The organism is Hanstruepera sp. CR43 (assembly GCF_055227665.1).
Genome location: NZ_CP200078.1, coordinates 2,610,001 through 2,624,283, shown reverse-complemented (window position 1 = coordinate 2,624,283; position 14,283 = coordinate 2,610,001). Strand labels below are relative to the sequence as shown.

10 protein-coding genes, 2 tRNA genes and 2 rRNA genes (1 of these 14 only partly in view) are annotated in these 14,283 nt (G+C 38.2%); 3 read left to right on the top strand and 11 right to left on the bottom strand.

From position 1 onward, the window contains the following. The first annotated feature begins 247 nt into the window (after positions 1–247). Together gldJ and ACKXGU_RS12040 are read left to right on the top strand one after the other, a co-directional pair. On the top strand, positions 248–1,939 hold the full coding sequence (gldJ, locus tag ACKXGU_RS12045; RefSeq protein ID WP_463465534.1) for a gliding motility lipoprotein GldJ: 1,692 nt from the start codon (positions 248–250) through the stop codon (positions 1,937–1,939). Positions 1,940–2,002: 63 nt separating this feature from the next. Beyond that, entirely contained in the window at positions 2,003–3,289 is a 1,287-nt protein-coding gene (locus ACKXGU_RS12040; RefSeq protein WP_463465533.1) for a UDP-N-acetylmuramoyl-tripeptide--D-alanyl-D-alanine ligase, read from the top strand. 55 nt (positions 3,290–3,344) lie between these two features. Here the strand turns inward: ACKXGU_RS12040 and ACKXGU_RS12035 are convergent. The 9 genes from ACKXGU_RS12035 to ACKXGU_RS11995 all read right to left on the bottom strand — a co-directional run bounded on the left by ACKXGU_RS12035 (position 3,345) and on the right by ACKXGU_RS11995 (position 10,598). Beyond that, a tRNA-Val gene (locus ACKXGU_RS12035) sits at positions 3,345–3,419 on the bottom strand. A 36-nt stretch (positions 3,420–3,455) separates the two neighbouring features. Continuing rightward, positions 3,456–3,530: transfer RNA gene (locus ACKXGU_RS12030), tRNA-Val, on the bottom strand. Positions 3,531–3,594: 64 nt separating this feature from the next. Then, positions 3,595–4,812, bottom strand: a complete 1,218-nt coding sequence (locus tag ACKXGU_RS12025) for a bifunctional folylpolyglutamate synthase/dihydrofolate synthase (protein ID WP_463465532.1) — start codon at positions 4,810–4,812, stop codon at positions 3,595–3,597. Between the two features lie 3 nt (positions 4,813–4,815). Beyond that, positions 4,816–5,682: a cell envelope integrity protein TolA gene (tolA, locus tag ACKXGU_RS12020; RefSeq protein WP_463465531.1), complete on the bottom strand. Its 867-nt coding sequence runs from the start codon at positions 5,680–5,682 to the stop codon at positions 4,816–4,818. A 1-nt stretch (position 5,683) separates the two neighbouring features. Continuing rightward, on the bottom strand, positions 5,684–6,076 hold the full coding sequence (locus ACKXGU_RS12015) for an ExbD/TolR family protein (protein WP_103051983.1): 393 nt from the start codon (positions 6,074–6,076) through the stop codon (positions 5,684–5,686). A gap of 1 nt (position 6,077) precedes the next feature. After that, the gene (locus ACKXGU_RS12010) at positions 6,078–6,779 is read right to left on the bottom strand and encodes a MotA/TolQ/ExbB proton channel family protein (RefSeq protein ID WP_463465530.1); all 702 of its coding nucleotides are present in this window, start codon (positions 6,777–6,779) and stop codon (positions 6,078–6,080) included. A 53-nt stretch (positions 6,780–6,832) separates the two neighbouring features. Next, positions 6,833–8,224, bottom strand: a complete 1,392-nt coding sequence (gene nhaD / locus ACKXGU_RS12005; RefSeq protein ID WP_463465529.1) for a sodium:proton antiporter NhaD — start codon at positions 8,222–8,224, stop codon at positions 6,833–6,835. Between the two features lie 17 nt (positions 8,225–8,241). Then, entirely contained in the window at positions 8,242–9,468 is a 1,227-nt protein-coding gene (locus ACKXGU_RS12000) for a Glu/Leu/Phe/Val dehydrogenase dimerization domain-containing protein (protein WP_463465528.1), read from the bottom strand. Between the two features lie 65 nt (positions 9,469–9,533). Then, the gene (locus tag ACKXGU_RS11995) at positions 9,534–10,598 is read right to left on the bottom strand and encodes an anhydro-N-acetylmuramic acid kinase (RefSeq protein WP_463465527.1); all 1,065 of its coding nucleotides are present in this window, start codon (positions 10,596–10,598) and stop codon (positions 9,534–9,536) included. An 89-nt stretch (positions 10,599–10,687) separates the two neighbouring features. Between ACKXGU_RS11995 and ACKXGU_RS11990 the strand changes: the two genes are divergently transcribed. Further along, positions 10,688–11,827, top strand: a complete 1,140-nt coding sequence (locus ACKXGU_RS11990) for an acyl-CoA dehydrogenase (RefSeq protein ID WP_463465526.1) — start codon at positions 10,688–10,690, stop codon at positions 11,825–11,827. A 134-nt stretch (positions 11,828–11,961) separates the two neighbouring features. On the opposite strand, the gene rrf is transcribed toward ACKXGU_RS11990, so the two are convergent. Together rrf and ACKXGU_RS11980 are read right to left on the bottom strand one after the other, a co-directional pair. Next, a 5S ribosomal RNA gene (gene rrf / locus ACKXGU_RS11985) occupies positions 11,962–12,069 on the bottom strand. Between the two features lie 84 nt (positions 12,070–12,153). Further along, positions 12,154–14,283: ribosomal RNA gene (locus tag ACKXGU_RS11980) — 23S ribosomal RNA — on the bottom strand; it runs 693 nt beyond the window's last position.

The window sequence follows — 14,283 nt, the reverse complement described above, 5'->3', positions numbered from 1 at the left end:
TTAAAGCAGTCTTATTATGAAAAAATTATATTTTTTGAAAAACGAACCAAATTTACAATAATAAAATAGAAAATCAGACGTTATATGACACTAAAACACCGTTGAAATGCACAAAAATCATCGTTGTAATGCATTATAAATAGGACGAAATGCACTTTTTTTTGCTTAAAAATCAAAAAATTGCTTGTATTCTTAGGTTTAATTCTTATATTGCGACACCAAAAATATTAATGGCTTACTTAAAAGTATGGATATGAAAAAAGTAATAACAGTCAAGATACTTCTAGTTTTAGCAGTATCGGTCACAATGGTTGGTTGTAAAAGATCATCCAGCTCTAACAGCTCCAGAGCTACAGGTTGGGACATAAATTCCAAAGATGGCGGTTTTCAATACAATACAAGTTACAAAGGACAGGAAGCTGGACCGGGACTTGTAATGGTTGAAGGCGGTACATTTACCATGGGTAAAGTTCAAGATGATGTTATGCATGATTGGAACAATACACCTAACCAGCAACACGTTCAATCATTCTACATGGATGAGACAGAAGTTACCAATTTAATGTATATGGAATACTTAGATTGGATAAAGCGCGTTTATCCGCCTACTGAAGACAATTTCAGAAAAATATACAATGGTGCATTACCTGACACATTGGTTTGGAGAAACCGTTTAGGTTATAACGAAGTTATGACTGAAAACTATTTACGTCATCCAGGTTATGCGGAATACCCAGTAGTAGGTGTTAGTTGGATTCAGGCGGTTGAATTTGCCAATTGGCGTTCTGACCGTGTTAACGAAGCTGCTTTAGAAGATGCTGGGTATATTGCCAGAGATGCTAAATTAAATTCTGTTTCAGCTGATGCAACATTCAGCACAGACACTTACATCAATGCGCCTTCTATGGTGTATGGCGGTAATGACAGTATCACGAATCCGGCCAACACAAGAAGACGTGTTCAAACAACAGCTTCTGGCGACACCATTAATGTTCATGCTACCAGAGAAACAGGTATCATTTCTCCAAAATACAGACTTCCAACGGAAGCTGAATGGGAATACGCCGCTTTAGGTTTAACATCTATTAGAAATTACAACATCTATAGAGGTCGAAAAAAATATCCTTGGGATGGTCAATATACACGTTCTGGAAAACGTAAAGTGCGTGGTGACCAATTGGCTAACTTCAAGCAAGGTAAAGGTGATTATGGCGGAATTGCTGGATGGTCAGACGATGGTGCCGACATTACCAATGCCGTAAAATCTTACGAGCCTAATGATTATGGTTTGTATGATATGGCTGGTAACGTAGCAGAATGGGTTGCCGATGTGTACAGACCTATCGTTGATGACGAATTCAATGACTTCAACTATTATCGTGGTAACGTTTACACTAAAAACGAATTGAATGAAGATGGCACCGTAAAAGTAGTTATGCCAGGCGAGATTGTCTTCGACACACTTTCTAATGGTAAAATAGTTGCTAGAGACTTACCTGGTGAAATTGCTACAGTACCCGTTGATGAAGATGAAACTTATTTAAGAACCCAATTCGACAGAAGTGACAACAGAAACTTTAGAGATGGTGATCAAAGTTCATCGAGATATTATCGTGAAAGCTTCGGTGATGAAGAAGGTGCTGAAGGTGGCGATATGACTTCTACAAGAAAAATGTACAACTCACCTAAACATCACATTGAAACCGATTCTTCTGGTCAAATGATTAAAGAATATGACAAGTCAGATAAACGTACCTCTTTGATTAATGATGAAGTACGTGTCTATAAAGGAGGTTCTTGGAGAGATCGTGAATATTGGTTAGATCCTGCCCAAAGACGTTACTTCCCACAAGATATGGCAACTGACTATATTGGATTTAGATGTGCTATGTCTCGCGTAGGTTCTAAATCAGAAAGTAAGAATAAAACTAAAAACTAATTAGTTTTTCAAATAAATTAAAAGTCCTGACACTTGTCAGGACTTTTTTTATACATTTATTTTATGAACATAGACCAAATTCACAACTGCTTTTTAGAATGTGATTCCGTAACGACTGACTCAAGGAAAATTTCACAAAACACCATGTTTTTCGCCTTAAAAGGTGATAATTTTAATGGAAACAAATTTGCTCAAGAGGCATTAGAAAAAGGGGCTAAATATGCCGTTATAGACGAACCTGAATTCCATGACCGATCAAACACAATTTTAGTTCAAAACGTGTTGGAAACATTACAAAGCCTGGCTACATTTCATCGCGATTATTTAGGTTTAAAAATTATAGCATTAACTGGTAGTAATGGAAAGACTACATCTAAAGAACTCATTAATGCCGTTCTTTCAAAAAAATATAACACGACAGCAACAATAGGGAATTTAAATAACCATATTGGTGTGCCACTTACGTTGTTATCAATGACCAAAAATACTGAAATAGGGATTGTTGAAATGGGTGCCAATCATCAAAAGGAAATTGAATTTCTTTGTAGTATAGCGAAACCCGATTTTGGTTATATTACAAATTTTGGTAAGGCGCATTTAGAGGGATTTGGCGGTGTTGAAGGTGTTATAAAAGGAAAAACTGAAATGTATCGCTATTTAATTGGTCATGACAATTATATTTTTATTAACGCCGATGATCCCATACAGCTGGAGAAGAGCATTAACGCAAAAACAATATCTTTTGGTACTCAAAAAAATTCCTCCGAAACAACCATAGATTTCCTAGATGCCGACCCTTTCGTTTCTATTGAATTTAAAAATACTATCATACATAGTAATTTGATAGGCAACTATAATTTTGGAAATATTTCAGCTGCTATTGCTATAGGTAATTACTTCAGTGTACCCGTTAATGATATTAAATCTGCTATTGAAGAATACATTCCAGCAAATAATCGCTCACAAATAATTACCAAAGGAAATGTAAAAATTATACTTGATGCTTACAATGCCAATCCATCCAGTATGTCAGCAGCATTGCATAATTTTAATAATCAAAATCATCAAAATAAAGTAGTTATTCTTGGTGATATGTTTGAATTGGGACATGAAGCTCCTGCTGAACATGAAGCCATAAAAAATCTTGTAGAATCCATGCCTTTTCATAAAAAGATTCTAATTGGAGAAAATTTTTATAAAACAAATAACAACACCAACTCAATTGATTATTATAAATCCTTTTCCGATTACAAAGAGGCCGCAGAAACATATGATTTTAAAAATTCCTTAATATTAATAAAAGGGTCCCGAGGCATGGCACTTGAGCGTGTACTGGATTTTTGGGACTAGTTGGTATTTACCTAAAACAAAAAATCCTAATGCTCAAAACATTAGGATTTTTTTGTGGGTCATACTGGATTCGAACCAGTGACTTCTACCCTGTCAAGGTAACACTCTGAACCAACTGAGTTAATGACCCGAAAATAAAAAAGTCCGCTTTATGACGGACTTTTTGTGGGCGATGAGGGATTCGAACCCCCGACCCCCTCGGTGTAAACGAGGTGCTCTGAACCAACTGAGCTAATCGCCCTCTGTAATTGGATTGCAAATATAAATTAGTTTTTCTTACCGCAAAAACTTTTTTACTAAAAAAATCAAATAATTTCAGCAACTACAAAGGTACTCCCGCCTACGTAAATTAAATCTTCAGGTGCGGCTTTTAATTTTGCTTTCTCCAAGGCATCTGAAACACTAGAACAGGCTTCTCCTTGAAAATTGAAATCATCAAATTTATTTTTTAATGTATCAACTTCCATACCTCTTGGCACATTCGGTTTACAATAAAAATAGTAGGCTTCTTTTGGCAACAAATGAATAATAGCATCGATGTCCTTATCATTGACCACTCCAAAAACCATGAACAAATTATGATAATTTTCAGCTTTTAATTGCTCCATAACCAACGTTAAACCTTCCTTGTTATGGGCTGTATCACAAATGATTTTTGGATTGGTTCCCAAAATCTGCCATCTCCCTTGCAATCCAGTGTTTTTCACAACAAGCGACAATCCTTTTTTAATGGCCTCGTCGTTTATTTTATACCCTATCCTTTTTAAAGCCTTTATAGTTTTAAGTACGGTCTTTATATTATGTTGCTGGTAGTGTCCTTTTAAGTCTGTTTGATAGTTGTCAAGTTTCTCTTTATCAGCAAAAGAAATAGGCGCATTTTTTTCTTTAGCGATGTGCCTAAAAACATCTTCCGTTTTATTATGACTCTCACCAACTACAATTGGTATATTTTCTTTTATGATGCCAGCCTTTTCGAAAGCAATTTTTTCCAAAGTATCACCCAAAAACTGGGTATGGTCAAAACCAATATTGGTTATTACAGAAACTTGAGGTGTAATGATATTTGTAGAATCCAATCTGCCTCCCAATCCTACTTCTATAACAGCAATATCAACTTGTTGTTTTTCAAAATAATCAAATGCCATACCCGAAGTCATCTCAAAAAAAGACAAGTGATTCTCATTTAAAAACGTTTTATTACGTTTGATAAAACCGATTACAAACTGCTTACTGACCATCTGCCCATTGATCTTGATACGCTCTCTAAAATCCTTTAAATGAGGCGAAGTAAACAAGCCTACTTTTAAACCTGATTCCTGTAGTATGGAAGCTAACATATGGCTCGTTGAGCCTTTACCGTTTGTTCCAGCTACATGAATACATTTTAATTTGCTGTGAGGGTTATTGAGATGGGCAGCAAGATTAATGGAATTTTTTAAATCTGCTTTATAAGCTGACTTTCCTTGCCTCTGATACATTGGAAGCTTCGAAAACATCCAATTTAAAGTATCTTGATATGTCATAAATTACTGACCTAAACTAAAGTTAACTTCAACCCAGCCTATTTGGGTTTGAGGCGCTTTGGAATCTGGTGGCCACTTGTGGGATAGCGCAGTCTTTTTAGCCGCTTCAAACAAACAAGAGTCTCCTGTAGTTCCTCTCTTTCCAGGAATAGCTTTAATAACTTTTCCATCCCTATTCACATGAATTTCAACAACCACACGACCTTCCTCTTGACAATCGGGGACAACTTTAATAAAAGTTGCTGTTCCTCTACCTCCTAAACCATAACCTTTACCCCCAGAACCACTACCTGGATCCCCAAAATAACTGGGCGCATAAGGGTCACCATCTAATTGTCCTTTATCTCCAGGTGAATTATCATTGCCTTCACCACCTGTTTCTGTGCCCTCTGATTTACTAACACCGCCTATCAAGGCATCCAATTTTTTCTTTTTAGCTTCCTGTTCAGCCTTTTCTTTAGCAATACGTTCTGCTTCAGCCTCTGCTTTGGCTTTTCTCTCTGCTTCTATTTTAGCATTACGTTCAGCCTCCCTTTGTTTTTTTATAGCAATAGCTTCTTGATTCTCTTGATTTAAAACATCTTCGGTTTTAACTTTTTCAGATGAAGCTGGTGCTGAAGTTTCTTGTTTGGATTCAGATAATTCCTCCACCGGTTTTTGCACCTCTTGAGGTTCGGACTTAACAGGCTTTTTAGGCTGAACATTACCCTGCCCAACAGGACTATTACCAAAATTGACAGCAACACCATATTCGATTGGTGGGTCCATATATGGCGGACCAACAACAAACAGTAACAACAATAAAATAACCACAATCAATGTTGTTATTTTTGCTGAATTTCGTTCATGTTTGGTCTCTAAATACTTCACGTTAATTTGGTTTTACAGCCAATATCACTTTAATTTTATTTCTGTTGGCAATATCCATAACCTTGACAACATTATCTACAGGAACTGTTTTTTCTGCTCGTAGTACCAATGTTGGTTGCTCCTGGTTGGACAGCGCGTTTAAAACTTCTGTTTCTAAAACACTTTCACCAACCAATTTTTCGTCTACATAATACCGTAAATCCTTTGTGATACTAACAGCAACCGATTTTTTATTTTCAGTTTTGCCACTGGCATTTGGCAATATAATATCAATTGCACTAGTTGTTACTAACGTAGATGCGATCATAAAAAATATCAGTAACAGAAATACAATATCTGTCATGGATGACATATTGAATTCCGGCGTTACCTTATTTCTACCTCTGATATCCATATTAAATAGGCTCGTTTAAGTGATCTAGAAACTCCAGAGAATTTGCCTCCATTTGATAAACCACCTTATTGGTTTTGACAACCAAATGGTTGTAAGCTATATAGGCTACAATCCCAACAATCAACCCTGCAACCGTAGTGGTCATAGCTGTGTATAATCCACTTGCAAGCACATCCATCTGAATGGTTCCTCCAGCATTGGCCAACTCAAATATTGCTAAAATCATTCCAATTACTGTGCCAAGAAATCCAATCATTGGTGCTGCTCCTGAAATAGTCGCCAACATACTCACATTTTTCTCCAAACCATAAATTTCCAAACGTCCAGCATTTTCAATGGCCGTATTGATATCTTCCAGAGGTTTCCCTATTCTAGTAATCCCTTTACTAATCAATCGCGATACTGGTGTATTAACCTGCGCACAAAGCATTTGAGCCGAATCTATTTTTCCATTGCTTACATGATCCTTTATCTGATTCATAAAGTTGTTGTCTATTTTAGAAGCAGCCTTTATGGCAAAAAGCCTTTCAAAGTAGATATATGAAGCTACTACCAACAAAACAAATAATAATATTATTATTAGTCCACCAGCAGTTCCGCCACTGGTTATCAACTCAATTATGGATAAGGTTTTTTCTACTGATTCTCCATCAGTTAAAACTTCTGAACCTTCCTGAACTTCTTGAATAATAGAATTTATCATATTTTAATTAGTCTATTTTAAACTTATAACGTGCGATTTGTTACTAAATTATATCAAAAAATGGTTCTTGTAAACATAAATGCCACCGCCCCAACTAAAAATCCAATTAACGCCAGCCATGAAATCTTTTTCAAATACCAGAAAAAATCAATTTTTTCCATACCCATAGCGACAACACCAGCAGCAGATCCTATTATAAGCATACTCCCACCTGTTCCTGCTGAATAGGCTATAAAATGCCATAATTCATTATCCATAGGTACTGAAAACATTCCTAAACTTGCAGCTACTAATGGTACATTATCAATTACCGCAGAACCAACACCTAATAATAGCACCACTAAATCCGAAACACCTTCATGGTGTAGTTCGGTACCAAGCATAGGCATATTTTCTTGTAAGGATGTTGCAAAACCAAACAAAATTCCCAAAGACTCTAGTGCAGCAACCGCCATTAATATTCCTAGAAAGAACAAAATACTTGGCATTTCAATTTTTGAAAGCGAATGGTGCACAGGACTATGGGCTCCATGGGCATCGTCATGTTCTGAATCTAGACCAGATAAACTAAATTTTGATGAGCTATAAATTTCAGCAAAAACTGCCACAACACCCAAGGCCAACATCATACCAACATAAGGAGGCAGATGTGTAATGGTTTTAAAGATTGGCACCGATACGATACCACCTAACCCCAAATACAACATCGTTGAACTAAAACGACTTTTAGGTTTATCATCTTCGTCTGTGTACTCCAAATTACCTTTGAAAGGAGATAAAAAACTGGCAATAAAAAAGGGAACTAACATACACAGTAACGAGGGCACAAACAAATACACAAATAAATGACCAGTAGAAACCTTCTTGCCAATCCAAAGCATGGTTGTGGTGACATCTCCAATTGGCGACCATGCTCCACCAGCATTTGCAGCAATGATAATTAAACCTGCATACCAAATTCTAATATTTCTATCAGGAACTATTTTTTGAAGGATGGATATCAAAACTATGGTTGCGGTTAAATTATCTATTATAGCCGATAAGAAAAACGCCAAAAACCCAAATATCCACAAGATACGTTTCTTACTTTTGGTTTTTATGAACGTTTTAATAGTAGAAAATCCATCAAAATAGTCAATAATTTCAACAATGGTCATAGCGCCTAGTAAAAACACTAAAATCTCTGCCGTCTTACCAAGATGATGCAGTAGTGTTTCTTCCATAAGATGCATTTTCTCCTCATGATCTAGCAACCCAAAGTTTTCTAGCAAATTATGCTTTGCTGAATCAAACCATTGTGGAAAATGTTCTAGCCCTAATGCTATGAGTGCCCAGCACAGGGACATCATGACTAAAGCCGGAATGAGCTTATCTATTTTTAAATTGTGTTCAAGTGTAATAGCTAAATAACCTACTACAAAAACTATAATAATTAATGACTCCATAAATTTTCTTTATCTTTTTAAATTAATTGCCCTAATGCAATTTCAAATGCTGTTTTACTTAATTCCGTTTTTGATTGGCTTTGGTCATAAACATTTTGCAACGCTTTTTTTATGGTATTGGATGTATCGTTAAAAATAGCTTCATCCGTCATTTGAACACGTCGTTCCATAAAATAGGCAAATACTCTGGCCATTCCACAGTTTGATATAAAATCAGGAATTAAACTCACCTTACCATCAGTATACTCCATTATAGGTCCAAAGAAAATTTCCTTATCTGCAAAAGGCACATTAGCACCACATGAAATGACCTCTAATCCACTCTTGATCATTTCATCTATTTGATTTTTGGTTATCAATCTTGATGCTGCGCATGGCATAAAAACTTCTGTTTCCAAAGACCAAATCCTCCGATTCATTTCTTCAAATGGAATCAGATTATCAGCAGCAAGTGTATTGCCGTTTTTATTTAAAAACAAATCGGTAATTTCCTCAAATGAAAATCCATTTTCGTTAATTAAGCCGCCAGCTATATCAATAATGCCAACAACTTTAGCTCCCATTTTCGATATATAAAATGCTGCTGCGGACCCCACATTACCAAACCCTTGAACAACCACTCGTTTCCCTTTAATACTCCCTCCATAAATATCGTAATAATGTTTTACGGCTTCGGCTACTCCAAAACCAGTAATCATATCGGCTACTGTATATTTTCGGGATACACTAGGAGAATAGTTTGGATTTTCAATTACCTTAATAACACCTTGACGTAATTGTCCAATTCTGTTAATTTTATCAGCTTGAGAGGGTTTAAAGTGTCCTTCAAAAACCCCTTCTTGTGGATGCCAAACACCACTTTCTTCTGTAATGGGAATAACCTCATGAATCTCATCAACATTTAGGTCTCCTCCAGTACCATAATAGCTTTTCAACAATGGCGAAACCGCTTTATACCAACGCTCTAAAACCCCTTTTTTTCTTGGATCTTTCGGATCAAAATTGATTCCAGATTTTGCACCTCCAATAGCGGGTCCAGATACTGTAAATTTCACTTCCATAGTCTTTGCAAGCGACAATACTTCGTTCATATCCAGTCCTTTACGCATTCTTGTACCGCCTCCTGCAGCACCACCTCTCAAAGAGTTAATAACGGTCCAGCCTTCGGCTTCTGTTTCGGGATCTTTCCAATTAAAAATAATTTCGGGAGCTTTGTCTTCGTACTTTTGAAGTAAATTTTTCATGTAGTTAGTTATTGTCAACAAATATAAAAAACAAAAAATCGGTATATATTAATTTTATAATAATTTTAGGGCTCGAATATTTTTCCGGAGCTGTGGTCTTTTGATGCTCCCGTTACACTTGCTAAACAGTTTATTTCATTGCGTATCTTTAAAACACCCAATAAGCCAAATATCAACGCTTCTTTGTATTCAATCAATAACTTTTCGGGTAGCACAAGCGTGTTTTTCGTCATTGTTTTTATTTCGGAAATCAAAAAGTCATTGTAGGCTCCTCCACCAGTAATAAGTACCTTCGAATGATTTTTTTTGTTTATCCCTTTTGAAATTTGATAAGCGCAATGAGCTATAAATGTTCTCAAAATGTCATTTAGCTCTAACTTATATGAAGCTATCAAAGGAAAAATATGCTCCTTTACCCACTCATAACCCAATGATTTTGGATAATCGGAATGATAGAAATCTAATATATTCAATTTTTCTAGAAGAGGCTCATAAATTTCTCCAGTTGAAGCTAATTGACCTTTATCATCAAAATCTTTTCCTATTTGACTCATATAGTAGTTCAGCACAATATTCACTGGGCAAATATCATAAGCTATACGTTCATTATTTATATCAGTTGAAATATTTGCAAAACCACCTAAATTCAAACAGTAGTCAAAGTCTGAAAACAATAACTGATCACCTATGGGCACTAATGGTGCTCCTTGACCACCAAATTCAACATCTTGAACTCTAAAATCACAAACAACTTTTCTGTTTAAAATATCTGCCAAATCTGAAATATTGCCAATTTGGTACGTTAGTTTATTTTCAGGTTGATGTAACGCTGTATGCCCATGGGAAGCAACAAAATCAATATCTTCAATTCCGCTAACATCAATAAAAACCTCAATTTTTTCTGCTAACAAAGCCGTAAAATCTTTATCAATCTCATGTAGTAAAGGCATCGATTCATTTGGCAAATCGCTTAATATTTTTTTCCAACGTTTTGAATAGGGAAAAGTCACAGCTTTATGAATCTCAAATTTCCATCTTTCGTCAAGATTATAAGTTGCATAAACAATGTCTATACCATCTAGTGAAGTTCCAGACATGACACCAATTACATTATACCTGTCTTTTATCATATTCGTAAAAATAACTATAACGATTGAAATACTTCTAATAATGCCTTATCTTTGCAATCAATTTTTCAAATAAACAATCAAACTAGATTATGGATTTCAGCTTAACAGAAGAGCATATAATGATTCGCGATGCCGCTCGTGATTTTGCACAAACCGAATTACTTCCGGGTGTTATTGAACGTGACAACACACAAACATTTCCCAACGAATTGGTTCGTAAAATGGGTGAACTTGGTTTCCTAGGTATTATGGTCGACCCAAAGTATGGAGGAAGTGGCATGGATGCTATTTCATATGTTTTGATTATGGAAGAACTATCTAAAATTGATGCATCAGCCTCGGTTATGGTTTCCGTGAATAATTCTTTAGTTTGTTATGGGCTAGAATCCTATGGCAGTGAAGAGCAAAAACAAAAATATCTTACAAAATTAGCTACTGGGGAATATCTAGGAGCTTTTTGTTTAAGTGAGCCCGAAGCTGGTAGTGATGCAACATCGCAAGCTACTACAGCTATAGATATGGGTGATCATTATGTTATTAATGGAACAAAAAACTGGATAACCAATGGTGGTCGTTCCGACGTATATTTAGTAATAGCCCAAACCGATCGAGATAAAGGACATCGTGGTATCAACGCCTTTATTGTTGAAAAAGGGATGGAAGGTTTTGATATTGGTCCTAAAGAAGATAAGCTAGGAATTCGTGGGAGCGATACACATACACTCCAATTTAACGATGTAAAAGTTCCGAAGGAAAATAGAATTGGTGAAGATGGTTTTGGGTTTAAGTTTGCAATGAAAACGCTTTCAGGCGGACGCATCGGAATTGCTGCTCAAGCTTTAGGAATAGCTTCAGGCGCATATGAATTGGCATTAAAATATTCGAAAGAGCGTAAGGCTTTTGGAACCGAGATTTGTAATCACCAGGCAATTGCATTCAAGTTAGCTGATATGCATACAGAAATAGAAGCTGCACGCATGTTAGTCATGAAGGCTGCTTGGGATAAAGACCAAGGCAATAATTACGATATGTCTAGTGCAATGGCTAAACTATATGCCAGTAAAGTTGCTATGGAACAAACAGTTGAAGCCGTTCAAATTCATGGTGGCAATGGTTTTGTTAAGGAATATCATGTAGAACGATTAATGCGCGATGCAAAAATCACTCAAATATATGAAGGTACTTCAGAGATTCAGAAAATCGTAATTTCGAGAGGTATTACTAGATAATCGAATAAAGATATAATACTTTTTTAAGTAGTAAAAGCTTGGTATATACCAAGCTTTTTTATTTTATCCTAACTCAATTTAAAAAATCTTACAAAACAAAACACCCTTCCATTGTATAATGGAAGGGTGTTTAAAAAAGGCGGCGACCTACTCTCCCACGAGTGCAGTACCATCGGCGCTAACGGGCTTAACTACTCTGTTCGGAATGGTAAGAGGTGAGCCCCGTCGCTATAACCACCTTAAGTCTTTCGGACACTTGGTCCGTATATTGTTGACATATTGAAAAGTCTACATGAACATTTGTTGTACCTATAAAAAGAACGGCGTACAATAAGCCTACGGGTTATTAGTACTACTCGGCTATGACATTACTGCCTTTACACCTGTAGCCTATCAACGTGGTCATCTCCCACGACCCTTTAAAGAAATCTCATCTTGTGGTGGGTTTCGCGCTTATATGCTTTCAGCGCTTATCCCTTCCGAACGTAGCTACCCAGCAGTGCCCTTGGCAGGACAACTGGTACACCAGAGGTTCGTCCAACTCGGTCCTCTCGTACTAGAGTCAGATCCACTCAAATTTCTAACGCCCACAGTAGATAGAGACCGAACTGTCTCACGACGTTCTGAACCCAGCTCGCGTGCCACTTTAATGGGCGAACAGCCCAACCCTTGGGACCTTCTCCAGCCCCAGGATGTGACGAGCCGACATCGAGGTGCCAAACCCCCCCGTCGATGTGAGCTCTTGGGGGAGATCAGCCTGTTATCCCCGGAGTACCTTTTATCCTTTGAGCGATGGCCCTTCCACACGGAACCACCGGATCACTATGCTCTACTTTCGTACCTGATCAACCTGTATGTCTCTCAGTCAAGCTCCCTTATGCCATTGCACTCTACGCACGGTTACCAAGCGTGCTGAGGGAACCTTTAGAAGCCTCCGTTACTCTTTTGGAGGCGACCACCCCAGTCAAACTACCCACCAAGCACTGTCCCCCGTTGTGCGGGGTTAGACTCCAGACAAGCAAAGGGTGGTATTTCAACAATGACTCCACAACGCCTGGCGACGCCGCTTCAAAGTCTCCCACCTATCCTACACATTACTTGTCCAAAGCCAATACTAAGCTATAGTAAAGGTTCACGGGGTCTTTTCGTCCCACTGCGGGTAATCGGCATCTTCACCGATACTACAATTTCACCGAGCTCATGGCTGAGACAGTGTCCAGATCGTTGCACCATTCGTGCAGGTCGGAACTTACCCGACAAGGAATTTCGCTACCTTAGGACCGTTATAGTTACGGCCGCCGTTTACTGGGGCTTCATTTCAGATCTTCGCCGAAGCTAAACCCTCCACTTAACCTTCCAGCACCGGGCAGGTGTCAGGCCATATACGTCATCTTTCGATTTAGCATAGCCCTGTGTTTTTGATAAACAGTCGCCTGGACCTTTTCACTGCGGCCCCGCCGAAGCGGGGCGACCTTTCTCCCGAAGTTACAGGTCTATTTTGCCTAGTTCCTTAGCCATGAATCTCTCGAGCTCCTTAGAATTCTCATCCCAACTACCTGTGTCGGTTTAGGGTACGGGCTGCTTCACTCGCTTTTCTTGGAAGTCGATATGCTGGATTATCACCGCGGCCGTAGCCTTAGTGTACTATCGGAGTGTTACCACTTCCTTCAACGTACTATTCCGTCAGTACGCACCAACTTCTCGCCTCCGTCACTTTTAGTGTGAGCAGGTACAGGAATATTAACCTGTTGTCCATCCACTACCCCTTTCGGGTTCGCGTTAGGTCCCGACTAACCCTCAGCTGATTAGCATAGCTGAGGAAACCTTAGTCTTTCGGAGTGCGGGTTTCTCGCCCGCATTATCGTTACTTATGCCTACATTTTCTTTTGTAGCTTCTCCAGCAAGCCTCACGACTCACCTTCGACGACACTACAATGCTCCCCTACCACTTTTTCAAGTCCATAGCTTCGGTAGTATGTTTATGCCCGATTATTATCCATGCCGAACCGCTCGACTAGTGAGCTGTTACGCACTCTTTAAATGAATGGCTGCTTCCAAGCCAACATCCTAGCTGTCTAAGCAGTTCAACCTCGTTTATTCAACTTAACATACATTTGGGGACCTTAGCTGATGGTCTGGGTTCTTTCCCTCTCGGACATGGACCTTAGCACCCATGCCCTCACTGCTGATCAACATTTTATAGCATTCGGAGTTTGTCAGGAATTGGTAGGCGGTGAAGCCCCCGCATCCAATCAGTAGCTCTACCTCTATAAAACTATAAATCAACGCTGCACCTAAATGCATTTCGGGGAGTACGAGCTATTTCCGAGTTTGATTGGCCTTTCACCCCTACCCACAGGTCATCCGAAGACTTTTCAACGTCAACCGGTTCGGGCCTCCACTATGTGTTACCACAGCTTCACCCTGCCCATGGGTAGATCACACGGTTTCGCGTC